Raw genomic sequence first — 22,219 nt, 5'->3', positions numbered from 1 at the left:
ACGCAGGTGTGCCGGGGCACGTCGCCGACGGCCCGGCACACCTGCGTACGCCGCTCGCCAGGCGGACCGGCGGGCGGCCGCCACGGGGTACGGGCGGCTCGGCCCGGCCGCCCCGTGTCCCTCGGCGGTGACGGGCACCTAACAACGTTGTAAACGGAAGCAGCCACATGACAGCACAGCCCCGATCGGGGTGTCCACCCCTGTGCACGATTCTTCTTGCACCCCGTGCCGGGGTCTCGGAAAACATGGAAATCCCGCTGCTCAGACGGTATTTGACCCCCCGATCAGTACCGGCTGAGGACACCGCCGGCCTCATGGCGCCCGGTGTGCGGCCGTCGTCCGGACCCGGGAAAACCGCCGCCGGAAAGGTTGCGTACCGCGGGTTGACATCCCGTTTGACGTTCCCTCAATGTCTACAACGTTGAAAAGCCCGCCTGTCGGCACCGCACCCTTCGATCGAGGGCCCAGGTGGTCCCCCGCCTTTTCCGCCCCGTTCCCCTTTGTCCACCCCGTTGAGGATGTGATCGGCGCGTGAACGTCCACTCCAAGACCATCTCTGCCGCAGTGCTGGCCGCCGGGCTGTGCCTGGCCGTCACCGGATGCACCAAGTCGGACTCGTCCGGCGGCGACTCCAAGTCCTCGGCCGCCGCGAGCGACAACGCGGCCGCCTCGCAGCAGGTCGCCTCGCCCTCCGCGGCGGGACCCGGCTGCACCTACAAGACCTACGGCGGTGGTGTCCCCAAGTTGGACATCACCGACGGCAAGACGGTCGTCGGCTTCTCGCAGTCGGAGTCGACCAGCAACCCGTTCCGCGCGACCGAGACCAAGAGCATCGAGCAGCAGGCGAAGAAGCTGGGCGTCAAGCTCATCCAGCGCAACGCCAACGCCGATGTCAACGCGCAGAACTCGCAGATCGAGGACATGATCGCGCAGGGCGCCAAGGTCCTGGTCGTGGCGCCGGAGAACTCCGACGGCCTCGGCCCCGCGCTCGCCAAGGCCAAGTCCGCCAAGGTCCCGGTGCTCACCATCGACCGCACGGTCGGCGGCAGCGCCTGCACGGACTTCATGGCCTTCATCGGTTCCGACTTCTACCACCAGGCGCAGATCGCGGCCGACGACCTGGCCGCCGCCACCGGCGGCGAGGCCCATGTCGCCATCCTGACCGGCACCCCGGGCAACAACGTCACCACCGACCGGACCAAGGGCTTCCAGGACCAGGCCAGGGCCAAGTACCCGAAGATGAAGATCGTGGCCTCGCAGACCGGCAACTTCGCCCAAACCGACGGCCAGAAGGTGATGGAGCAACTGCTCCAGTCGCACTCCGACATCAACGCGGTCTACGCGGAGAACGACGAGATGGCGCTCGGCGCGATCCAGGCCATCCGGTCCGCGGGCAGGACGCCCGGCAAGGACGTCAAGGTGGTGTCCATCGACGGCATCGAGCAGGCCGTGAAGAACGTCGCCGCCGGCCAGATGGTCTCCGACATCGAGACCAACCCGCGCTTCGGCCCGCTGGCCTTCCAGGCGCTCCAGGACTTCTACGGCGACACCGGCGTCCAGCCCAAGGTGATCATCAAGGACGGTCACTTCACCGCCGACAACGCCAAGCAGGCCCTCGACCAGGGCCTCGTGTACTGAGGCCGCACCGCACCGGGCGCGCCGGGCCGGGCCGCGACGCCGTGGCCCCGGCCGGCCCGGCCGACCGGCGGCTGCCTGCGGCAGCCCGCATGAGGAGGAAGACGTTGGTCCAGCAGGACCCGGCACCTCGCAGCGACTGGATCGTGGAAGTCGCCGGGGTGGACAAGAGCTTCGCGGGCGTCCACGCCCTGCGCGGCGTGGACTTCCGGCTGCGCCCCGGTGAGGTGCACGCCCTCATCGGCGAGAACGGCGCCGGGAAGTCGACGCTGATCAAGGTGATGACCGGCGTGTACCGTCCCGACGCGGGCCGGATCCGGTTGGCGGGCGAGGACCGCGCCTTCCGCAACCCGCTGGAGGCGCAGGCGGCCGGCATCTCGACCATCTACCAGGAGGTCAACCTCGTCCCGCTGATGTCGGTGGCCCGCAACCTGTGCCTGGGCCGCGAGCCGCGCCGCTTCGGCCTGGTCGACCTGCGGGCGATGAACCGCCTGGCCGCCGAGACCCTGAAGCGCTACGGGGTGGACGTGGACGTGAGCCGTCCGCTGGGCTCGCTCGGTCTGGGCGCCCAGCAGATGGTGGCCCTGGCCCGCGCCGTGCAGATCGACGCCCGCGTGGTGGTGATGGACGAGCCGACCTCGTCGCTCGAACCGCGCGAGGTGGAGACCCTGTTCTCGGTGATCCGCGACCTGAAACGGCAGGGCATCGCGGTCGTCTACGTCAGCCACCGGCTGGACGAGCTGTACGCGGTCTGTGACCGGGTCACGGTGATGCGGGACGGCGCGGTGGTGCACACCGGTGAGATGGCCGGCCTGGACCGGCTCAGGCTGATCTCGCTGATGCTCGGCCGCGAGATGTCCACCGTCCGGGCCAAGGGCGCCACCGCGTTCGGCGGCGAGCACGAGCGGCGCGAGGGCGTGCCGGCGCTGCGCGCCACCGGGCTGACCGTACGGCACCGGGTGCACGGCGTGGACGTCGACATCCACCGCGGGGAGGTCGTGGGGCTCGGCGGGCTGCTCGGGGCCGGGCGCAGCGAGACCGCCAAGGCGATCACCGGCGCGCTGGCCGCGGACGGCGGCACCGTCGAGGTGGAGGGCACCGCACTGGCCCGCCGCAGCCCGGCCGCCGCCATCAAGGCCGGGGTGGTGATGCTCGCCGAGGACCGCAAGACGGAGGGCATCCTGCCCAACCTGTCCGTGCGGGAGAACATCTCGCTGGCCCTGCTGCCCCGGCTCGCCCGAGCGGGCGTCGTCTCGCAGGCCAAGCAGGACGAGGTGGTGCGCTTCTTCATGGAGCGGCTGCGCATCAAGGCCTCCGGTCCGGACCAGAAGGTCAGCGATCTGTCCGGCGGCAACCAACAGAAGGTGCTGCTGGCCCGCTGGCTGTGCCTGGACCCGAAGGTGCTGCTGCTGGACGAGCCCACCCGCGGCATCGACGTGGGCGCCAAGGCGGAGGTGCAGGCGCTCATCGACGAACTCGCCGAGCAGGGGCTCGGGGTGCTGCTGATCTCCTCGGACCTGGAGGAGCTGATCGAGGGCTCGGACCGGATCGTCGTCCTCAAGGACGGCCGGGCCGTCGGCCACCTCCAGGGCGACGACGTGACCGAACAGGCGGTGCTCGACACCCTCGCCACCGCCGGCCCGGACGGCGAGGCGGAGGCGGCGGGCGCGGAGGGGGCCGCGGGCGCGGAGGAGCCCGGGGGCTCCACAAGGGCCGTATCCGCCGCCGGCGGGACCGTGGCCGCCGATGACGAACGCCCGCAGGACCGAGCCGGGTCGGCCGGTCGCGCCGTGACGAAGGAGGAGCCCCGATGACCCCCACCACCTGGGCCGGGCCGGACCTGCTGGACCGCGCCCGGCTGACCCGGCTGCTGCAGGCGTACGGCGTCTACGCGGCGCTGGTCGTGCTGTTCGTGGTGGCCGCCGTCCTGGACGGCTCGTTCCTGTCCGCGGGCAATGTGCGCATCCAGCTGTTCCAGGTCGCGCCGACTTTGATGGTCGCGCTCGGCATGGCCCTGGTCATCGGCACCGAGGGCGTCGATCTGTCGGTCGGCGCGGTCATCGCCCTGGCCGCCTCGGTCGTCCCGCTCTACATCGGCTACGGAGCGCCGCTCGCGGTGCTCGTCGCCCTGGTGTTCGGCGCGGTCTCGGGGGCGGTCGGCGGCACGATGGTGGCGTTCGCCCGTATCCAGCCGATCGTCGCCACCCTCTCCCTGATGATCGGGCTGCGTGGTGTCGCCGAGCTGATCAACGGCAACTCCGCCAAGCCGGTGTCGGACTCGGGGCTGCTGAGCCTTGGTTCGGACGGTTTCGCGGGCGTGCCGCTGATGGCGTGGATCGCCGGGGTGTGCGCCGTGCTGACGGCGCTGCTGGTGCGCCGCACCACGTTCGGGCGGCAGTTGGTCGCCATCGGCGACAACCGGCAGGCGAGCAAGCTGGCCGGGCTGCCGGTGCGCCGCGTCCTCGTCACCGTCTACGTCCTCTCGGGCGTCCTCGCCGCCTTCGCGGGCGCGATGATCGTGGGGCACGGCGCCGAGGCGGACCCCGCCAACCAGGGCCTCAACATGGAGCTGAACGCCATCACCGCGGTCGTGGTCGGCGGCACCCCGCTGACCGGCGGCCGGGTGCGGGTGCTCGGCACGGTGGCGGGCGCGCTGTTCATGCAACTGATCACCGCCGTCCTCACCCAGCACAACGTGCACACGTCCTACACCCAACTCGTGGAGGCCGCCATCATCTGCTTCGCGGTCTACGCCTCACAGGAGCGTGGTACCCGATGAGCCCCTCCGCCCTGCGGCCCGCCCCGCTGCCGGCGGGTCCCGCGCCCGGCGCGGTCACGCCGGGACGTCGCTTTGCATCGTTGTAATGCCGACGGTGCGCCACCGTAGGGTGGTGTTGACAGGGCGTCAAGACGGTGCCGCACGCGGCTGACGCTTGCCGGGGCGGAGGCTTGCCAGGGCGGAGCCATGCCCCGTATAACGTTGGAAAGGGGAGGAACATCGTGCGGGTCAGCCTCAAGGACGTCGCGTTGCACGCGGGCGTCTCCATCAAGACCGTCTCCAACGTGGTCAACGACCAGCCCCATGTCACCCCCACCATGCGGGCGCGGGTGCAGAAGTCCATCGACGAGCTGGGCTACCGCCCCAACCTCACCGCCCGGCATCTGCGCAAGGGCCGCACCGGAATCGTGGCCCTGGCCCTGCCCGAGCTGGGCAACCCGTACTTCGCAGAACTGGCCGCCGAGGTCGTCGACGCGGCGGCCGAGCACGACTACACCGTCCTGCTCGATCACACCGGCGGCCGTCGCGACCAGGAGACCCTGGTCAGCCAGGGCTTCCGCGCCCGGGTGATCGACGGGCTGATCCTCAGCCCCATCGAGTTGGAGGCGGAGGACCTGCGCCAGCGCGCCGAACCGGTCCCGCTCGTCCTGCTGGGGGAGCGCGAGTACGACCTGCCGTACGACCACATCTCCATCGACAACGTCGCCGCCGCCCGCGAGGCGGTGCGCCATCTGATCTCCCTGGGAAGACGGGACATCGCCTTCCTGGGGGCGCGCAAGGGGCGCAGTCAGCCGGCGCATCTGCGGCTGCGCGGCTGGCGGGAGGAGCTGGACGCCGCCGGGCTGGTCGCCGACCACCGGCTGGTGGCGGCCACCGACGGCTGGGGCCACGCCGACGGGGCGGTGGCCATGGCCCGGCTGCTGGACGCCGGACACCGGCCGGACGCGGTGTTCGCCTACAACGACCTCATCGCCATCGGCGCGATGCGGGTCCTGTCCGAACGGGGGCTGCGCATCCCTGAGGACGTCGCCGTGGTCGGCTTCGACGACGTGGTGGAGGGCCGGTTCGGCGCCGTCACCCTCACCTCGGTCTCACCCGACAAGGCGTCCATCGCCAAGATGGCCGTCGAGTCGGTGCTCTCCCAGTTGAACGGTGCCCCGCGCCACCAGGCCCGCCGCATCCACGCCGGCTACTCCCTGGTCCAACGCGAGAGCACCCTCGGCCGCGGGTGAGACTTCGGCGGGTGCGGGTGCGGGCTGTGCGCAGCGGTCGAGGAAGGCCGCCCACAACTCGGAGTCGGTCACCTGCCGTCACCGGCGCGCACTCCAGGAACGCCTGGAGCACCCGGGCGAATTCCTCGGCGTTGCCCGTCTGGTGAACCAGGACGTCCCGTACCGTCCACGCCTCGCAGCGCGCACGTGCCGTCGTCGGGCCGCCGCGCCTGCACCGCGTGGACGAAGGGCTTCGTGGAGGTCGCGGCGGCCCGAATTCAATCAGGTCCGATGGTGATTGCTGACAAGGTTTGACGGCGGGATAGGGTCCGATCCTCCGTACGGATGAGGTCCGGAGTGGCGAACCTGGTCTACAAGCGGGTCTCGACCGACCAGCAAGACACCGTGGCCTGGCGCGACCGGTTCGGGCGGATCCCGCCGAAGGAGGCGATGGTTCACGGCTTCGTGCTGTGGTTGCTCGCTGATCTCTTCGACTCCCTGGCCGAAAAGCCCGGCGCCATGGACCAGTTGATGTCCAAGACCTTCGAGGCCATGGGCACCGGGGAACGCTGACGTCGGACGACCCGGCGGAAGGAGCCTGGAGTGGCAGGGGATCGAGTGGTAGCGACGAGGCGCGGATATCCGAGACGGCGCTGGACGCCTTCGCCGCGGAGCTGAGCGCGTGCACGGTGGTGATGCGGACGTGCAGAGCGAGGAGGACGAAGGCGTCCGCGACGGAACCGCTCGCGCGAACACTCGACGGGGTGGTGAAAGCGGCGACTCGTCCACAGGGCGAGGGCGTGGTGGCGGTCGTCGGCCCGGCGGCCCTGGATCGTGAGCTGCACACTTCTCCACCGCTGGGTGTCCTCGGTCCGGAAGGGAGGGAGGAGTTCGACCTCGAACTCCTCGGCTCGCATCCGGTGCGTGCCGTCCCGGCTGGTGGCGAGCGGGGCGGGGGCGGCTGATCGGGCCGGAGACGGTGAACGTGGCCTCGGGGGTGCTGAGACCGATCTTCACGTGGGCTCCTGGCCGATGACGAGGGGTTCCGGCGTCGCACAGGGCGCCGGTTCAGTGGGGGCCGTCCTCTCCGGGGCTCCAGTGCTGGCACGGCCACAGGCCGCCGATCCGGTACCGGTCGTCGGCGCCGCAAGAGCGCGCAGTTCCGCAGCTACTTCCGCCGTGCCAATCTCTACTGGGCGGGCTCCGACCCGGCCACCGCTGCGCGGCATCGTGCGATCGAGTGTCCAACTGCGTGACAACGCCTGCGGACAGCGGCGGACAAGCACGGACGCCCGCGGACCGTCGCCGCAGGTGAAAGGCGCACTCGCCGCAGGTCGAGCCTCCGCCCGAGTTGCTTCGGGACGACGAGGCCGTGGGTTCAAATCCCGCCGCTCCGACAGGCCGAGCATCAGCATCCTCACCCTTCCGGTCATGTAGGTCAGAATCTGACCTCCAGGCCCCCTAGCGTCCTCCTTGCCCGGCGGAACACGAACCACGGAAGGCAGCGACCATGAGCGAGACCGTGACTGTCAACGAACTGGCCACCCACGACTCGGCCCTTGAGCCGACCGCCACCGGCGAGCGCGCCGACTTGCTGGAGGCCCTGGCCAAGCATCGGCACTTCCTGCGCTTCACCACCCGTGACCTCACCGACGAGCAGGCCGGGCGCCGGACGACCGCCAGCCAGCTGTGCCTGGGCGGCCTGATCAAGCATGTCACCGCGGTCGAGCGGGCCTGGGCGCAGTTCGTCCTGGATGGCCCGTCGGCGATGCCCGACTTCACCGCCATGACCGAGGCCGACTGGGCCCGACGGGCCGACGAGTTCCGCATGCTGCCCGGCGAGACACTGACCGGCGTGCTCGCCGACTACGCCGAGGCAGCCCGCCGAACCGACGAACTGGTCGCCACCCTCCCCGACCTGGACGCCACACAACCACTCCCGAAGGCCCCGTGGTCCCAGCCGGGCGCGCGATGGTCGGCCCGCCGGGTGCTGATGCACATCGTCACCGAGACCGCCCAGCACGCCGGCCACGCCGACATCATCCGCGAGTCCCTGGACGGCGCCAAGACCATGGGTTAGCCGGCGGGGCGGCAGGGCGTATCGCCTCCTGCTCGGGGGCGATACGCCCTGTGACCCCGTCCGCCAGGCGGGCGACGAGGCTCTGCCACGGCGGCGCGCCGCTCACCGTTCCTCCGAGGACGGTTACTCCACGTGGAGGCAGAACCGTCCCTCGACCCGGTTCGGGAGGTTCGCGATGCCGGTCACGAAGTAGGGGTCCGGGATGCCGGGGGGAATCTGGCAGCGTACGGTCCCGCCGTCGAAGACGCCCTCGATGCGGAACGCACCATAGACGGCACCTCGCTCGGGCGCTCCGTAGAGGGCCACACAGTCTTCTCCCACCGCGCGGGGATCGCCCGCGTATGGCTCCACCACCGCGCACCGGTAGGTGGGCTCCTCCTGCGCTTGAGCGGCTGTCGCGGTTGCCAGTGCTGTCCCGGTCAGCGTCACCGCTGCTGCGGTGACTGCTGCCCATCGGCCTACCGCCATCCGGCTACCCCGTGTCTTCGTTGAGCCCTCCACCTGTCTCGTCGGAGGCCCTAAACCCCACGCGGCGGTGAAGCCGCAGCTTTCCCGTCAAGTGGCCAGCTCCGGCGCGCACCCGAACTCCTCAAGCCGGCCCCAAGGCCGCGGTGAGACAGCGACGTAGCCCCCACCAGATGCCCGGAATCCACCGGTCCCGTGCCCACGGCCGCGTCCAGTTCACGGTGGGGGCCGAATGGGCCCTGCAGCAGTCGGTGCTGAGCCGGACAACCGTCTCCGTACGCGACCGCACTCACGGTCACCGGAGCGCTCGTCGGTGCACCTCCGCCCGCACCGCGAGCGCACCGGGTGCTCCATCTCCCGCTGCGTGGCCCGGCGCTGCTCGTCTTCCGCGCCGGCGCGGTCCTCCTGGGCGCAGTAGAGAGCATGGCCGTCGGGGTCGCCGAGCGCGTCCGTCGACGTCTGCTCGCCGTCCCGTCCCAGCCGCCGCCACACTGGGTCGGCGCCGTGTTCCTGGAGTTGCTCCAGGAACAGCAACCGGGAGCCCGGGAAGAGCACGGCGTGCCGGCCGGGCCGCATGGTGCACCTGGACGTCGAAAAGGTCGGACGGATTCCTGACGGCGGTCGCTGGAGTGTCACGGTCGCGAATCGGAGCAGGCCAAGGCCGTGGGACGGGCGAAATCGGCGGGCGAAGCGCGGCTACGCGTACCTGCACCGCCCGCACCGGGCCACCAGCGGTCAGGGTCGGCGCTGTTCCGGCTCCTCGCCGGTCGATGCCGGGGCGGTCTGGGCAAGGCCGGCGAGCAGCAGGTCGATCATGCGGCGGGCCTGGTAGTCGGGGAAGTTCTCCACTCCGATGCACAGGTTGCCGACGGCGAGCATGAAGTCGTAGGCCCGGATGTCGGAGCGCGTGTATCCAGCGGCAGCGGACGCCTTCAACAACTGGTCGAGCACGGGCATCAGCCGCTCGACGAACTCGTTGTGCAGGCTCTCGAATCCCGCTTGGTCCGAGTGCAGTGCCTCGGCGAGGCCGTGCTTGGTGACCAGGAAGTCGGCGAATCGGTGGACCCACTGCCGCAGGACCTCGTACGGCGTGCCGGCAGTCGGCGCCGCGTCGACGGCGGCGGCGAGCGCGTCGACCTGATGCCGGAAGACCGCCACCACCAGGTCTGCCCGGGTGGGGAAGTGGCGGTAGATCGTGCCCATGCCGAGGCCCGATTCCGCGGCGATCTCCCGCACGGGGGCGTCGATCCCCATGCGGACGAAAACGGCCGCGGCCGCGTCCAGGAGCTTCTGCTCGTTGCGGCGTACGTCGGCTCGCTTACGTCCCGCAGATGCTGACGGCGTGTCGGCCGTGGACATCGTGCACACCTCCTGCTTGCAAAGCGGAGCAACGCTCCGTATTGTGATCCGGAGCGGCGCTCCGGATTCTCATTTTGCCAGACACCGCACAGCAGGGGCCCACTGGGCTCGTCCGAGAAAGGCATTCGTCTCGTGAGCGACAACACGTCCGCCGACGGCGGCAACGACTTCACCACCCCGGTCATCTCCGTCAATCCGATCTCGCTGGCCGCTCCGGACCGCGGTCAGGATCTGCAGGTCCGGATCACGGCGCCGGCCACCGGCGGCAACCTGCCCGTCGTCGTCTTCTCCCATGGCATGAGCCTGACCATGGACGACTACGTACCGCTGGTCGGCCACTGGGCCGCCCGCGGGTTCGTGGTCGTCCAGCCCACCCATCTCGACTCCCTCGGCCTCGCCCCCGACGACCCGCGCTCCCCGCTCCTCTGGCGCATCCGCACCACCGACCTGACTGCCGTCCTCGACCAGCTCGACATGATCGAAGCCGCTGTGCCCGGGTTGGCCGGCCGCGTCGACCACGACCGCATCGCGGTCGCCGGACATTCCTGGGGCGCACAGACCGCCAGCACCCTCGCGGGCGCACGGGTCGTAGGCGCCGACGGCCTTCCCGGTGAGAGCATGGCCGACCCGCGTGTCAGTGCCGCCGTGCTGCTGTGCCTGCCCGGCACCGGCGGCGCCGACCTGAGCCCGCTCGCCACCCAGTACTTCCCGTTCATGAGCCCTGATTTCGCCGAGCTGAAGACGCCCAGCCTCATGGTCGCCGGCGACCGCGACCAGTCCCCGCTGACGGTACGCGGTCCGGACTGGTTCACCGACGGCTACCGGCTCAGCCCGGGCGCCACCGATCTGCTGACCCTGTTCGGGGCGGAACACGGACTCGGCGGCATCCAGGGAGCCAACGACACGCGCACCACCGACGAAAGCCCCGAGCGTGTCGCGCTCGTGCGGCAGGCCACTGTGGCGTATCTGTGCACGGCGCTGGGCGTCGACCAGGACGCATGGCCCACCGCCCGTCGGGCGCTGGCCGCGGCCGATGCCCCGCTGGGAAGCATCGACTCGAAGTGACCAACACCCTCGTGTCGACCGGCACGCCCAGTTTTGGAATCATGACCGCCCCCGCGCAGGTCGCCTACGACGACGTCCTTCGGGTCTGGCATGAAGCGGACGGCATCGAACAGATCGAGCACGCCTGGCTGTTCGACCACCTCATGCCGCTCGGCGGCGACCCGAACGGGCCCACCTTCGAGGGCTGGACACTGCTGTCCGCACTCGCGGCCGCAACCGAGCGGTTGCGACTCGGAGTGATGGTCACGAGCAACAGGTTCCGGCCGCCGGCCATGCTGGCCAAGATCGCCGTCACCGTCGACGCCGTCTCCGGCGGCCGGCTCGAGTTCGGCATCGGCGCGGGCTCTCGCCCGGACGTGCCGCTGGCCCGGCGCGAGTACGCGGCTCACGGTCTTCCCTTCCACGATGCCGCCCACGCGGTCGGGAGCCTCGCCGAGGCGTGCACGATCATCCGCAGACTGTGGACCGAAACCGCGCCGTTCGACTTCCAGGGCGACTACCACCAGTTGACGGGCGCGTTCTGCAGCCCCCAACCGGTCCAGGAACCTTACCCGCCGATCCTGATCGGCGGCCAGGCCACCCCGACGCTGCGCGTGGTCGCCAGGCACGCGGACCGGTGGAACATGCCCGGCGGCAGCATCGACAAGGCCATCGAGCGCAGCGCCACACTGGACCGGCTGTGCGAGGAGATCGGCCGGAACCCGGCCGAGATCACTCGGTCCATCGTCCTGCCCGTCTCGTACGACCGGCCCGACGGCACCCGCCGCACCATCCGCGCAGCGCTCGAAGGCGGGTTCGACCACATCGTGCTCGGACTGGACGCGCCCTACCCGGCCGGCGTCGCACGCTGGGTCGCCGACACCGTCATCGATCCCCTGTCCGACACGATCGCCGCCCTTGGGCCGAGGAATCACAGGTGACCAGGGCACACCCGTCGCTCGCCGCGGCGCCGACCGCGAGCGGTGCGGGAGGTCGGCCCGGAACCCGCGGTCGGTAACCGACGCTGAAACGTTCGCCGATGCTGTCGGCCTGCGCCAGGATCGCGTGCCGGGTCCCTCGGCGTCGCGGATGCTCGCGGCAGGGCCCGTTGCTGTAGGCATCGTCGGCCGCGACACTGTCCGGCCTCCTGCGTGGCCTGCCCGGCTCGATTCGACCCGCGGAACGCGGATCTTCTCCGGCGCCGGCTCGAACTGGTCTTCTCCGGTACCAGCTTGAACTGGGTGCAGTCCGCTCGCTGCCCCGGAGTGACGACCGGGGGCAGCGGGCGGCACCGGCCGTCCGCGCTCAGGTGGAGCTTGGTCGTGAAGCCGCCGCGCGAGCGGCCCAGGCCCGCGAAGCAGTAACATGATCCGCCGGGCAAGTCCTGGCGGGTCGGCTTCACGCGGTGACAGGGCTTGATCACTGAGGACGCGTGCCGCCGCGGATCCGGTCGACGAGTTGCGACTCGACGCGTCGGAGTGTGGCGATCGTCGCGTCCGCCTCAGCGGCATCCGGGAGGGCCTCGGCCAGTAGGCCGCTCCAGGTGTCCTCGAGTCGCCTCAGGTTTTCAGCGGCCTTCTGGGTCGGATACAGGCGCACCCGCCTGGCATCCTCCGAGTCGGCTTCGCGACGCACCAGGCCTTTCTGTTCCAGTTTGCGCAGCGCCCGGCTGAAGTTGCTGGAGATCAGCTGGGTGGCTTCGGCCGCCTGTGTCGCCGTGACGCCCGGCCGATGGTCGATGAAGCGCATGACCGCGGCCTCGAGTGGTGTCCATGGCTCTGCCGGGTCCGCCTTGGCTGCGTGAAGGTGTCGACTGACCGCCAGGATCAGGTCGGCGAGCTCGAACAGCCGGGCCTTCTGTTTCTCATCCACGACAGCAGTATATTGTCTGTCAGATGATAGCTATCATTTGACAGGTGACGTACGGTGTGCGCTCGCCCCGAGGAGCTGCACAACACGATCGGAGGTCTCCTGTGTAGTTGTGCGCGTAAGGGCCAGACCTGCCGAAGCTCTGTCGCCGGCAGCTCCCTCCGACTTCTCGGTCAGCGCACAGACGTGTGCGTGCGGAACACAGAAGGAGTACCAACCATGCCCCTCGTCGCCATCGAAGAACATTGGATGCTGCCGGAGCTGACCTCCGCGCTCAAAGCCGCGTCCCGTCCGGATGAGAGTCTCCTCTTCCACGAGCGCGGTGACATCGGCCGACGACTCGAAGACCTGGGCGCCGGCCGGATCGCCACCATGGACGCCCAGGGAATCGACCTGGCCGTACTCGCCCTCACTCCGCCGGGGACCCAGGCCCTGCCGGCCGAGGAGGCGATCGCGCTCAGCCGCCTCGCCAATGACACCGCAGCCGAAGCGGCCCGTGCCCACCCGGCGCGCTTCTCCTCCCTGTCGACCTTGCCGCTGTCGTCCCCACGGCACGTCGCAGCCGAGCTGGAACGTGCCGCACAGCAAGGCCACGTGGGGACCATGGTCTACGGCCGCACCGGCGACCGGTTCCTCGACGACCCCGCCTACGATGAGTTCTTCGCCGCTGCCGCCCGCCTCGGCCAGCCGGTCTTCATCCACCCGCAGATCCCGTCCGACGCGCTGCGCGCCGCCGCCTACCGAGGGTTCGACCCCATGACGGAACTCGGGCTGGCCACATTCGGCTGGGGCTGGCACGTGGAGGCGGCGACCGCGGCACTGCGCCTCATCCTGCGCGGCACCTTCGACCGCCATCCCGACCTGCAGATCGTGCTGGGCCACTGGGGTGAACTGCTTCCCTTCTGGCTCGACCGCGCCGACAGTCTCGCCCGCCTCGCCGGGCTCCGGCGGTCGGTCTCGGACTACATCCGCACCAACGTCTTCCTGACGACGTCGGGGATGCTCAACCCTGCCCTGCTGCAGCACGCACTCACCGTGACGACCGTCGACCGGCTGATCTTCTCCACTGACTACCCCTTCCAGCAGCCCACCCGAGCCGAGATCGACACGTTCTTCGGGCACTTCGCGACCGACACCGACCGGCACAAGGTCCGCTCGGCCAACGCGGCGGCCCTCTTCGGAGTCGAAGCCCGCACACCCTGACCCCGGGACCAGCGCAGCGGAAGCCGGCTCCGCGCCCTCAACCCGAGCCGCCCCACAACAAGGAGAACATGCGACATGTCGCAGTCCATCACCGATGATTTCACTCGAACGGCCCTGGTGGTCGGAGCGTCCCGAGGACTCGGATGCGCCATGGCGGCCGAACTCGCCGAGTGAACCTGGCCCGCCTCGACCTCAACCTCGTCGTCGCCCTGCGCGCCCTGCTGGAGGAGCGCAAGGTCACCCGTGCCGGACAGCGCGTGGGACTGAGCCGGCCCGCCATGAGCGCCGCCCTCGCCCGTCTTCGTAAACACTTCGACGACGACCTTCTGGCCCGCGTCGGCGGGCACTACGAACTCACCGCCCTGGGCCGGGTACTGCTCGATCGCACCGCCACCGCGTACGACGTCCTCGAACGCCTCTTCGCCAGCCGCTTTCGATCCGCGCGCCGAGAACCGGGAATTCCGCCTGTTCGCCTCGGACTACGCCGTCGCCGTCTTCGGCGCGGAACTGGCCCGCGTCGTACACCAGGAGGCCCCCGGCATCCGGCCGCGTTTCACACAGACGCCGCCCGCGGTGGCCGACGACACCGCCACCCTGCTCAGCGCGACCGACGGCCTGCTCATGCCCCACGGCGTCATCAGCGGCTTCCCCGCCACCGACCTGTACGACGATCGCTGGGTGTTCCTCGTGGCCGAGAACCACCCGGACGTCGGCGAAACGCTCACCCGCGAGGACCTGGCGCGGCTGCCCTGGGTCACCTACCAGCGCACCTACGACGCCCCGGCCGTACGGCAACTCGGCATGCTCGGCGTCGAACCGCGCGTCGAGGTCTCCGTCGACAGTTTCCAGCTGCTGCCGCTCCTGGTCGCGGACACCCGCCGCATCGCCCTGGCGCAGGCCCGCCTCGCCCGGCTGCTGAGGCCGCTCGCCGCCGTGCGTGTCGTGGCACCTCCTTACGAGGCGGTGCCCTGCGGGAGGCCCTTTGGTGGCACCCCGTCCACACCCACGAGGCCGCGCACATCTGGCTGCGCGAAACGGCCGCCCGCGTCGGGGAGCGGATGGGCGGAACGCACCAGGTCTGACGTCGGTGCTCGGCGTGCGTGCGCCGCAGGCGGCCGACCGCTTCGGCCCGCGCACGCGGTCGCCGTCGGCCTCGGAGCCGGTGGCGGTCCGGCCGACCGGCGGACGCCCGCAGAGGTCCGGACGAGGAGAACCGCCCGCACGGCGTCGCACCGGCTGCGCTCATGCGCAGCCGGTAGCCGGCAGCCGGAACGACGATGCCGGCGGCCCCGTACCGCTCGTCAGGTTCGGTCCGGGTCTTCCTCCGCGAGCACCCGTTGCGCCGCCGCGAACGCGGAGTTGGCCGCGGGCACCCCGCAGTACACGGCCGTCTGGAGCAGCACCGCGCCGATCTCCTCGGGGGTGAGTCCGTTGCGCCGCGCCGCCCGTACGTGCATGGCGAGTTCGTCGTGGTGGCCGTGCGCGACCAGTGCCGTGATGGTGATCATGCTGCGTTCGCGGCGGGTGAGGGTGGGGTCGGTCCAGATCTCGCCCCAGGCGTAGCGGGAGATGAAGTCCTGGAAGCGTGCCGTGAACGGCGTCTGCCGGGACTGCGCGCGGTCGACGTGCGCGTCGCCCAACACCTCGCGACGCACCTCCATGCCACGTCGGGCACCGCCGGAGAAGTGGGCGCGCAGCGCCGTCAGGACGGCCTCCGGGCGCTCGGCGGGTGCCAGGTGCGAGGCGCCGGGGATTTCCACGAGCGCCGCACCCGGCACGGCGTCCGCGATCTCCCGCAGATGAGCCGGCGGCGTGGCCGGGTCCTCCCGCCCGGCGACGGCCAGCAGAGGGACCGTGATCTCCGGGAGGCGGTCGCGCAGGTCGAACGCGGCCAGCGCGTCGCAGCAGGCGGCGTACGCCTCCGGGTCCGCCTCCCGGTGATCGCGGACCAGCCCCGGCACGGTGAAGCCCGGGGTGAACCAGCGAGCGTCCGCACTCTCCGCGAGGCCGGCAAGCCCTTCCCTCCGCACGAGCGCCGCCCGCTCCTCCCACGACGTGGCGCCGTCGAAGTGGGCCGAGGAGCAGACCACGGCCAGCGACGACAGCCGGTCCGGATGGTGCACGGCCAGGTGCAGCCCCACCGCACCGCCCAGGGAGACGCCCGCGTACGCGAACCGCTCGACGCCGAGGGCGTCGGCGAGCGCGAGAACCAGCCCTGCGAGATCGCCGACGGTCGCACCGGCACCGATCAGCCCGGCCGCCGAGCCGCCGTGCCCGGGCAGGTCCCACCGCACCACGCGGTGCGTCACGGAAAGCTCGGGCGCCACCTTGTCCCACAGGGCGTACGAGGTGCCGAGAGAGGGGCCGAGCAGCAGAGCCGGAGCGGAAGCGGGGCCTTCGACGCGGTGGTTGAGCAGGATGTCGGTCAACGTCGCTCCAAAGCACGGTCGGTGAGGGCTGCGGCGGAGCCCGTGTAGCGGGCGGGGTCGGTCGGCTCCCCGAGGTCGACGCCGGCCAACTCCGTTTCGGCGGCGAGGATTTCGGCCAGGGACCGGCCCTCTGTGTACGCGCGCTCGGCGGCATCGGTGATCAGCTCCTTCGCGCGGGCGCGTCCGAGGACGGGCGCCAGTTCGGCGGACAGCCGCTCGGAGACGATCAGCCCGTGGGTGAGCCGGAGGTTGTCGGCCATGGCCTGTGGACGCACCCGCAGCCCCTCGGTCAGTTCGGCCGCGTTCCGGGCGGCGCCGCCCACCAGACGGAGCAGGTCCCGCAACGTCTCCCACTCGGCGTGCCAGGCACCGGCCGGCCGCTCGTCCTCGGCCACCAGCGAGCCGTGCAGCGTCGCCGCGAGCTGCGGGGCGCGGCGGGCCCCGGACGCGATCAGCGTGGCGCGCACCGGGTTCGCCTTGTGCGGCATGGCCGACGAGCCGCCGCCGCTGCCCTCCGCCACCTCGGCGATCTCGGTACGGGACAGGGTGAGTACGTCCACGGCCGCCTTGCCCAGCGCGCCGGCCGTGAAGGCCAGGCATCCGGCGAGGTCGGCGACCGGCGTACGCAGCGTGTGCCAGGGCAACAGCGGTTCTGCCAGGCCGAGTTCACGGGCGTACGTGCCCGGCAGCGCGGTGGCGTCCGCGGCCCCGTACGCGGAGAAGGCCGCCAGCGTTCCGGCCGCGCCGCCGAGTTGCGCGGGCAGTGAGCCGCGCACCGCCGTCACCCGGTCCCGGGCGTCCAACACGAGCGACCGCCACCCGGCCGCCTTCAGCCCGAACGTCGTCGGTACGGCGTGCTGGGTCAGCGTGCGCCCCGGCATCGGCGTGTCGCGGTGCTCGGCGGCGAGGCCTGCCAGCGCCCGCTCGGTGCGCCCGAGGTCGCCGAGGACGAGGTCCAGGGTGCGCGCGGCGACCAGCATCATCGCCGTGTCCATGATGTCCTGGCTGGTCGCCCCCCGGTGCACGTACGGGCCGTGCTCCGCGCCGACCGCCCCCGTCAGCTCCGCGACCAGCGGGATCACCGGGTTCCCGCCGTTTCGTGCCCGCTCGGCCAGGGACACGACGTCGAAACCGGCCGGGTCGGCCGCCTCCGCCACCGCTGTCGCCGCCTCTGCGGGCGCGAGTCCCAGGGCCGCCTGGGCGCGGGTCAGCGCGACCTCCGCGTCGAGCAGCGCGCGCAGGAACGCCGTGTCGGACGTCCCGGCGGCGGCCGGGGAACCGGCCCACCCGGGGGCGAGCAGACCGGTGTCGATGTCGGCTGATGTCACTGGAACTCCAGGAAGACCGTCTCGCCCTCGCCCTGAAGGCGGATGTCGAAACGGTACGTGCCGGCGCCCTCCTCGGCCGCGACCAGCGTGTCGCGCCGCCCGGCGTCGAGCCGGGACAGCAGCGGGTCCGCCGTCAGCGCCGCCTCGTCGCCCGGCAGGTAGATCCGGGTGAACAGGTGCACCAGCAGACCCCGCGCGAACACGCAGACACTGAGGTACGGCGCGTTGCCGCCGCGAGCCCCGGGGCGCAGCGTGCGGGCGTACCAGTGGCCGTTCGCGTCGGTCTGGATCCGCCCGAAGCCGGTGAACTCCACGCCGTTTCGGCCGAGGAACCCACCGCTGGCCGGGTCCCGCCGCAGCGAACCGTCCGCAGTCGGCACGTTCCCCTGCGGGTCCGGCCCCCACAACTCCAGGAGCGCGTCCGGCAGCGGCCTGCCCTCGCCGTCGTACACGTACCCGTGCAGGGTCACGGTGTCCGGGTGCCCCGCCGGCGCGATGTCCTCTCCGCCGGGGAGCGGCAGCGCGTAGCCGTAGAAGGGGCCGACGGTGTGTGAAGGAGTGGGCGGTACGCCGTTCGCGGCAGTGGTGTCGTTCTTCGTCATGGCGGTCAGCGCCCTTCTTCCATCCAGGTGCCGTTCGGCCCGTCCAGCACGATGTCCCAGTGGTAGCCGAGCGAGAACTCCGGCACCGACAGACTGTGGTCGTACCTCGCGACCAGCCGCTGCCGCGCCGCGTCGTCCGTCACCGACTGCAGGATCGGGTCGTACGGGAAGAGCGGATCGTTCGGGAAGTACATCTGCGTCACGAGCCGCTGGGTGAAGGCCGAGCCGAAGACGGAGAAGTGGATGTGCGCCGGCCGCCAGGCGTTGACGTGGTTGCGCCAGGGGTACGGGCCCGGCTGGACGGTGGTGAAGCGGTAGAAGCCGTCCGTGTCGGTGAGGGTGCGGCCCACCCCGGTGAAGTTCGGGTCCAGCGGGGCGTCGTGCTGCTCGCGCTGGTGGGCGTACCGCCCGGCCGCGTTGGCCTGCCAGATCTCGATGAGCTGACCGCGCACGGGACGGCCGTCGCGGTCCAGCAGCCGGCCGGAGACGGTGATGCGCTCGCCGACGGGCTCGCCGGTGTGCTGCCGGGTGAGGTCGTTGTCGATCTCGGTGATGTCCCGCTCCCCGAACGCGGGGGAGTACAGCTCCACCATCTCCGGGTCCTCGGCGACGTCGACGGCGATCGGCGGCTGCTTCGGGTGGCGCAGCACCGAGGAGCGGTACGGCGCGTAGTCGCGGCGTGGATGGTGCTCGACGGGCGCGCCGTCGGCGACCCGCTTCTGGTACGCGGCGCGCTCCGCCGCGATCTCCCGGTCGATGTCCTGCTGGGTGAGGGCCATGGGCGGCCGAACTCCTTTGTCCTGAAAGCGCTTGGGCCTGGGATCAGCGTTCGAGGACGAGGGCGAGGCCCCGGCCGACGCCGATGCGGAGGGTGGCGACGCCACTGCCCTTGCGGGCGGGTTGGTGCGCGACGGCGCCGCGAGGCGGGCGCCAAAGGCGCCGAGCGGGTGGCCGAGAGCGATGGCGCCGCCCTGCGGGTCGGGGATCGCGGGGTCGAACTCCGGCGCCGTTGGCGCTGCCCAAGCAGACGTCCTCGATCCGCGCGTGGTCGAGGGCGGGCGTACGGGCGAGGAGTTCGCGGATGACGTGGGCGGCCGGATCGTCCGGCCGCGCCGAGGCCAGAGCGCCGTTGCAGCGGCCGATGGGGGGCGGACGGCATCGACGATGCAGACGTCGCGCGGACTCATGACGCCATCTCCTCGGTGACGTCTGCGAGCTCCCGCGGGACACGGACCTCGGCGGCGGTCTTCGTGACGATCTCGTCCACGGTGACGTCCGGCGCGGTCTCCACGAGCACCAGTCCGTCGGGGGTCACGTCCAGCACGCCGAGATCGCTGATGATCCGGTTCACGCACGCCCTGCCCGTCAGCGGCAGCGCGCACTCGGCCAGGATCTTCGGGGAGCCGTCCTTCGCGGTGTGTGTCATCACGACGATGACGGTCCGGGCGCCGTGGACGAGGTCCATCGCGCCGCCGATACCGGTGATCATCTTGCCGGGGACGGCCCAGTTCGCCAGGTCTCCCTTCGCGGAGACCTGCATGGCGCCGAGCACGGCGACGTCGATGTGTCCGCCGCGGATCATCGAGAACGACAGGGAGGAGTCGAAGAAGGACGCGCCGGGCAGGACCGTGACGGTCTCCTTGCCCGCGTTGATCAGATCGGGGTCGACCTGGTCGTCGGTCGGGTACGGGCCGGTCCCCAGGATGCCGTTCTCCGACTCCAGCACGACCTCGACGCCCTTTGGCAGATGGTTCGGGATCAGGGTCGGCAGGCCGATGCCGAGGTTGACGTACTGGCCGTCCTTCAGCTCCTGGGCCGCACGGGCGGCCATGTCTTCACGCGTCCAGGCCATCAGCCGCCCACCGTTCCTCGTGCCGAAGGCGCGGAGACCGTGCGCCGTTCGATCTGCTTGTCCGCCGCCTGCTCCGCGGTGAGCGCGACCACCCGCTGTACGAAGACGCCCGGCAGATGCACCGCGTCCGGGTCGATCTCGCCGGGTTCGACGAGCTCCTCGACCTCGGCGATCGCCACGCGCCCGGCCATCGCGGCCAGCGGGTTGAAGTTCCGCGCGGACTTGCTGAACACGAGGTTCCCGTGCCGGTCGCCCCTGGCGGCCCGTACGAGGGCGAAGTCGGTGCGGATGCCGCGCTCCAGCATGTACTCGGTGCCGTCGAACTCGCGGACCTCCTTGGGCGGCGAAGCCAGTGCCACCCCGCCGTTTCCGTCGTAGCGCCACGGCAGCCCGCCGTCGGCGACCTGCGTGCCCACGCCGGCCGGGGTGTAGAACGCGGGGATTCCGGCCCCGCCGGCGCGCAGCCGCTCGGCCAGCGTGCCCTGCGGGATCATCTCGACCTCCAGCTCGCCGGCCAGGTACTGCCGCGCGAACTCCTTGTTGGCGCCGATGTACGACCCGGTCACGCGGGCGATCCGGCCGGCCGCCAGCAGCACCGCGAGGCCCGAGTCCAGCGCTCCGCAGTTGTTGGAGACGACGCCCAGTCGGCGCACCCCGCGCTCGTACAGGGCATGGATCAGTACGTTCGGTACGCCGCTCAACCCGAATCCGCCGACCGCCAGCGACGCGCCGTCCGGCACGTCCGCCACCGCCTCGGCTGCTGTCGGCACCACCTTGTCCATCGGTGCGGCCTCATTTCTCCTGCGCAAGTAGTCAGTACACTGACTGTCTCGGTGAGGTTCCCGTACGCTGCCACTTCCCGGGAGGGTCGTCAAGGCCCCTGTCAGCTAACGGTTTTGCGAAGCGTGCAGGCGAACCAGAAGAGCCCTGGGCGTACAGGCCGGTCACTGTTATCGTTCCGTGCACGGAATGAATCTCGGTGCACGGAATGAATCCGGCCCGCGGACCGACGCGCTGACGCCCTGAGACGAGGAGCACGGATGGCGGCGGTGGACCTGAACACCCACCCCGGGCACCTCGCCCGGCGGCTCCAGCAGGCACACCACCTGCTGTGGACGACGATGGTCTCCGAGGAGATCACCTCACCGCAGTTCGCGGTCCTCAACACGCTGGCCGCCGAACCCGGCCTCGATCAGCGCACGGTGGGCGAGCGGGTCGGCCTCGACCGCTCCACCATCGCCGAGGTGATCAGTCGGCTCATCCGGCGCGGGTTCCTCGACAAGGACCGTGATCCGCGGGACGGCCGGCGTTTCCTGCTGCGTCTGACCGACGACGGCTTGCGTGCCCACCGCAGGCTGACCGTGCGCACCGCCCGGATGAACCGGATATTCCTGGCACCGCTCTCCACCGAGGAGCAGACCCTCTTCCTCGACCTGATCCGGCGCGTGGCCGACGCCGCCGATGAGCTCCGCGCGCCGGCGGACCACCTGGTCACGCCATCCTGAACGTACCCAGTCGGCGAGGAGCGGTGACGGGCCGCTGCCCGGGCTCACCGCCCACCGAGCGGAAGGACGTCGTCCATGGCCGGCAACGCCGCGAGCCGCGGGCGCTCGGTGACCAGCCGCGCCCTGGCGATCCTCGGGGCCTTCGACGAGCGGCACCGTCAGCTCGGCCTCACCGATCTCGCGGCCCGGGCCGGCCTCCCCGCCGCGACAGCGCACCGGCTGGTCGCCGATCTCGTCGCCTGGGGTGCGCTGAGCCGCACCGAGTCCGGCAAGTACGTCGTCGGACGCCGCCTGTGGGACATCGGACTGCTCGCGCCGGTGCACACGGGGCTGGGGCAGATCGCCTCGCCGTACCTCCATGACCTGTACGGTGCGACCCGGGCCACCGTCCACCTCGCGGTACGCGACGGCAGGCGGGCACTGTACGTCGACCGGCTCTCCGGGCACGCCTCGGTCCCGGTGGTCAGCGCGATCGGATCGCGGCTGCCGCTGCACCCGACGGGGGTCGGCAAGGTACTGCTCGCGTACGCGCCGGCCGATGTCCGGGGCCAGGTGCTCGACGACCTGCCACGGATGACGCCGTACACGGTGACCCAGCCGGGCCGGTTGCTCCGCCAACTGGAGAAGGTGCGCGAGGACGACTTCGCCACGACGGTGGAGGAGATGACCCTGGGCGCGTGCTCAGTGGCCGTGCCGATCCGGTCCGGTGGCGACGTGGTGGCCGCGCTCGGGGTCGTGCTTCCCCGACTCAAGCCCGACTGGGGGCGGTTGGTCAGCGCCCTGCATATGGCGGCGCGGGGCATCGGACGCAGTGTCCCCGGACCGGTGGTCGGCTGACCGGCTTCCACTGGACGGAAG

21 protein-coding genes and 3 pseudogenes are annotated in these 22,219 nt (G+C 71.2%); 14 read left to right on the top strand and 10 right to left on the bottom strand.

The genetic code is table 11. The features are described 5' to 3' along the window. The first annotated feature begins 531 nt into the window (after window positions 1-531). From FRZ03_RS22415 to FRZ03_RS22385, 7 genes are all read left to right on the top strand, one after another. Window positions 532-1,638: an ABC transporter substrate-binding protein gene (locus tag FRZ03_RS22415; protein ID WP_146466943.1), complete on the top strand. Its 1,107-nt coding sequence runs from the start codon at window positions 532-534 to the stop codon at window positions 1,636-1,638. 89 nt (window positions 1,639-1,727) lie between these two features. Further along, window positions 1,728-3,449 carry a sugar ABC transporter ATP-binding protein gene (locus FRZ03_RS22410; RefSeq protein WP_261399298.1) on the top strand — a complete coding sequence of 574 codons (1,722 nt, stop codon included), beginning with the start codon at window positions 1,728-1,730 and terminating at the stop codon, window positions 3,447-3,449. Next, window positions 3,446-4,414: an ABC transporter permease gene (locus FRZ03_RS22405; protein ID WP_146466941.1), complete on the top strand. Its 969-nt coding sequence runs from the start codon at window positions 3,446-3,448 to the stop codon at window positions 4,412-4,414. Before FRZ03_RS22410 ends, FRZ03_RS22405 begins: the two co-directional genes overlap by 4 nt. Window positions 4,415-4,635: 221 nt before the next feature. Beyond that, entirely contained in the window at window positions 4,636-5,646 is a 1,011-nt protein-coding gene (locus tag FRZ03_RS22400; protein ID WP_146466940.1) for a LacI family DNA-binding transcriptional regulator, read from the top strand. Window positions 5,647-5,970: 324 nt separating this feature from the next. Further along, entirely contained in the window at window positions 5,971-6,198 is a 228-nt protein-coding gene (locus FRZ03_RS22395; protein ID WP_146466939.1) for a hypothetical protein, read from the top strand. A 191-nt stretch (window positions 6,199-6,389) separates the two neighbouring features. Further along, window positions 6,390-6,590 carry a hypothetical protein gene (locus FRZ03_RS22390; protein ID WP_146466938.1) on the top strand — a complete coding sequence of 67 codons (201 nt, stop codon included), beginning with the start codon at window positions 6,390-6,392 and terminating at the stop codon, window positions 6,588-6,590. Between the two features lie 545 nt (window positions 6,591-7,135). After that, window positions 7,136-7,705, top strand: a complete 570-nt coding sequence (locus FRZ03_RS22385; protein WP_146466937.1) for a DinB family protein — start codon at window positions 7,136-7,138, stop codon at window positions 7,703-7,705. A 123-nt stretch (window positions 7,706-7,828) separates the two neighbouring features. Here the strand turns inward: FRZ03_RS22385 and FRZ03_RS22380 are convergent, their stop codons facing one another. Beyond that, a complete protein-coding gene (locus tag FRZ03_RS22380) occupies window positions 7,829-8,011 on the bottom strand; it encodes a hypothetical protein (protein WP_146466936.1) in 183 nt (60 codons plus the stop codon). A 688-nt stretch (window positions 8,012-8,699) separates the two neighbouring features. Here FRZ03_RS22380 and FRZ03_RS41430 point away from each other — a divergent pair. Beyond that, window positions 8,700-8,882: pseudogene (locus FRZ03_RS41430) on the top strand (IS481 family transposase); the annotation flags it as partial. Window positions 8,883-8,905: 23 nt separating this feature from the next. Here the strand turns inward: FRZ03_RS41430 and FRZ03_RS22365 are convergent. Beyond that, a complete protein-coding gene (locus FRZ03_RS22365) occupies window positions 8,906-9,529 on the bottom strand; it encodes a TetR/AcrR family transcriptional regulator (RefSeq protein ID WP_146466934.1) in 624 nt (207 codons plus the stop codon). A gap of 132 nt (window positions 9,530-9,661) precedes the next feature. Here FRZ03_RS22365 and FRZ03_RS22360 point away from each other — a divergent pair, with 132 nt between their 5' ends. Both FRZ03_RS22360 and FRZ03_RS22355 read left to right on the top strand, forming a co-directional pair. Beyond that, the gene (locus tag FRZ03_RS22360; protein ID WP_146466933.1) at window positions 9,662-10,594 is read left to right on the top strand and encodes an alpha/beta hydrolase family protein; all 933 of its coding nucleotides are present in this window, start codon (window positions 9,662-9,664) and stop codon (window positions 10,592-10,594) included. Between the two features lie 41 nt (window positions 10,595-10,635). Further along, the gene (locus FRZ03_RS22355) at window positions 10,636-11,514 is read left to right on the top strand and encodes an LLM class flavin-dependent oxidoreductase (RefSeq protein ID WP_261399300.1); all 879 of its coding nucleotides are present in this window, start codon (window positions 10,636-10,638) and stop codon (window positions 11,512-11,514) included. Between the two features lie 478 nt (window positions 11,515-11,992). Here the strand turns inward: FRZ03_RS22355 and FRZ03_RS22350 are convergent, their stop codons facing one another. After that, window positions 11,993-12,445: a MarR family winged helix-turn-helix transcriptional regulator gene (locus FRZ03_RS22350; protein ID WP_146466931.1), complete on the bottom strand. Its 453-nt coding sequence runs from the start codon at window positions 12,443-12,445 to the stop codon at window positions 11,993-11,995. A 216-nt stretch (window positions 12,446-12,661) separates the two neighbouring features. Between FRZ03_RS22350 and FRZ03_RS22345 the strand changes: the two genes are divergently transcribed. Both FRZ03_RS22345 and FRZ03_RS41025 read left to right on the top strand, forming a co-directional pair. After that, window positions 12,662-13,645: an amidohydrolase family protein gene (locus FRZ03_RS22345; protein WP_146466930.1), complete on the top strand. Its 984-nt coding sequence runs from the start codon at window positions 12,662-12,664 to the stop codon at window positions 13,643-13,645. Between the two features lie 170 nt (window positions 13,646-13,815). Then, window positions 13,816-14,727 (top strand): annotated as a pseudogene (locus FRZ03_RS41025) (LysR family transcriptional regulator). A 219-nt stretch (window positions 14,728-14,946) separates the two neighbouring features. On the opposite strand, the gene pcaDC reads toward FRZ03_RS41025, so the two are convergent. From pcaDC to FRZ03_RS22295, 7 genes and pseudogenes are all read right to left on the bottom strand, one after another. Further along, entirely contained in the window at window positions 14,947-16,074 is a 1,128-nt protein-coding gene (pcaDC, locus tag FRZ03_RS22330) for a bifunctional 3-oxoadipate enol-lactonase/4-carboxymuconolactone decarboxylase PcaDC (RefSeq protein WP_146466929.1), read from the bottom strand. Next, entirely contained in the window at window positions 16,071-17,402 is a 1,332-nt protein-coding gene (pcaB, locus tag FRZ03_RS22325) for a 3-carboxy-cis,cis-muconate cycloisomerase (protein ID WP_146466928.1), read from the bottom strand. The genes pcaDC and pcaB overlap by 4 nt, the downstream gene beginning before the upstream one ends. After that, the gene (pcaG, locus tag FRZ03_RS22320; protein WP_146466927.1) at window positions 17,399-18,004 is read right to left on the bottom strand and encodes a protocatechuate 3,4-dioxygenase subunit alpha; all 606 of its coding nucleotides are present in this window, start codon (window positions 18,002-18,004) and stop codon (window positions 17,399-17,401) included. The genes pcaB and pcaG overlap by 4 nt, the downstream gene beginning before the upstream one ends. 5 nt (window positions 18,005-18,009) lie before the next feature. Next, window positions 18,010-18,783: a protocatechuate 3,4-dioxygenase subunit beta gene (gene pcaH / locus FRZ03_RS22315; protein ID WP_146466926.1), complete on the bottom strand. Its 774-nt coding sequence runs from the start codon at window positions 18,781-18,783 to the stop codon at window positions 18,010-18,012. Window positions 18,784-18,826: 43 nt separating this feature from the next. Continuing rightward, window positions 18,827-19,008: pseudogene (locus tag FRZ03_RS22310) on the bottom strand (3-oxoadipyl-CoA thiolase); the annotation flags it as partial. A 179-nt stretch (window positions 19,009-19,187) separates the two neighbouring features. Next, window positions 19,188-19,856 carry a 3-oxoacid CoA-transferase subunit B gene (locus FRZ03_RS22300; RefSeq protein WP_146466925.1) on the bottom strand — a complete coding sequence of 223 codons (669 nt, stop codon included), beginning with the start codon at window positions 19,854-19,856 and terminating at the stop codon, window positions 19,188-19,190. Beyond that, a complete protein-coding gene (locus FRZ03_RS22295; protein ID WP_146466924.1) occupies window positions 19,856-20,638 on the bottom strand; it encodes a CoA transferase subunit A in 783 nt (260 codons plus the stop codon). The genes FRZ03_RS22300 and FRZ03_RS22295 overlap by 1 nt, the downstream gene beginning before the upstream one ends. Window positions 20,639-20,896: 258 nt before the next feature. Here FRZ03_RS22295 and FRZ03_RS22290 point away from each other — a divergent pair, with 258 nt between their 5' ends. Both FRZ03_RS22290 and FRZ03_RS22285 read left to right on the top strand, forming a co-directional pair. Continuing rightward, a complete protein-coding gene (locus tag FRZ03_RS22290; RefSeq protein WP_146466923.1) occupies window positions 20,897-21,361 on the top strand; it encodes a MarR family winged helix-turn-helix transcriptional regulator in 465 nt (154 codons plus the stop codon). Window positions 21,362-21,436: 75 nt separating this feature from the next. Next, a complete protein-coding gene (locus FRZ03_RS22285) occupies window positions 21,437-22,198 on the top strand; it encodes an IclR family transcriptional regulator (protein WP_146466922.1) in 762 nt (253 codons plus the stop codon). Window positions 22,199-22,219: the final 21 nt, after the last annotated feature.

Origin of the sequence: Streptomyces misionensis, assembly GCF_007896895.1 — a bacterium.
In the GTDB taxonomy this organism is placed as follows: domain Bacteria; phylum Actinomycetota; class Actinomycetes; order Streptomycetales; family Streptomycetaceae; genus Streptomyces; species Streptomyces misionensis_A.
The sequence above is the reverse complement of the archived record's forward strand: the minus strand, read 5'-3'. Positions and strand labels throughout refer to the sequence as shown.

Excerpts from the sequence above, each read along its gene's own strand:
- FRZ03_RS22345 (WP_146466930.1), top strand. The coding sequence starts at position 12,662 with ATGCCCCTCGTCGCCATCGAAGAACATTGGATGCTGCCGGAGCTGACC.
- FRZ03_RS22295 (WP_146466924.1), bottom strand. The coding sequence starts at position 20,638 with ATGGACAAGGTGGTGCCGACAGCAGCCGAGGCGGTGGCGGACGTGCCG.
- FRZ03_RS22410 (WP_261399298.1), top strand. The coding sequence starts at position 1,728 with ATGAGGAGGAAGACGTTGGTCCAGCAGGACCCGGCACCTCGCAGCGAC.
- pcaG (WP_146466927.1), bottom strand. The coding sequence starts at position 18,004 with ATGACGAAGAACGACACCACTGCCGCGAACGGCGTACCGCCCACTCCT.
- FRZ03_RS22395 (WP_146466939.1), top strand. The coding sequence starts at position 5,971 with ATGAGGTCCGGAGTGGCGAACCTGGTCTACAAGCGGGTCTCGACCGAC.
- FRZ03_RS22355 (WP_261399300.1), top strand. The coding sequence starts at position 10,636 with ATGACCGCCCCCGCGCAGGTCGCCTACGACGACGTCCTTCGGGTCTGG.
- FRZ03_RS22385 (WP_146466937.1), top strand. The coding sequence starts at position 7,136 with ATGAGCGAGACCGTGACTGTCAACGAACTGGCCACCCACGACTCGGCC.
- FRZ03_RS22300 (WP_146466925.1), bottom strand. The coding sequence starts at position 19,856 with ATGGCCTGGACGCGTGAAGACATGGCCGCCCGTGCGGCCCAGGAGCTG.
- FRZ03_RS22285 (WP_146466922.1), top strand. The coding sequence starts at position 21,437 with ATGGCCGGCAACGCCGCGAGCCGCGGGCGCTCGGTGACCAGCCGCGCC.
- pcaH (WP_146466926.1), bottom strand. The coding sequence starts at position 18,783 with ATGGCCCTCACCCAGCAGGACATCGACCGGGAGATCGCGGCGGAGCGC.
- FRZ03_RS22290 (WP_146466923.1), top strand. The coding sequence starts at position 20,897 with ATGGCGGCGGTGGACCTGAACACCCACCCCGGGCACCTCGCCCGGCGG.
- FRZ03_RS22405 (WP_146466941.1), top strand. The coding sequence starts at position 3,446 with ATGACCCCCACCACCTGGGCCGGGCCGGACCTGCTGGACCGCGCCCGG.
- FRZ03_RS22365 (WP_146466934.1), bottom strand. The coding sequence starts at position 9,529 with ATGTCCACGGCCGACACGCCGTCAGCATCTGCGGGACGTAAGCGAGCC.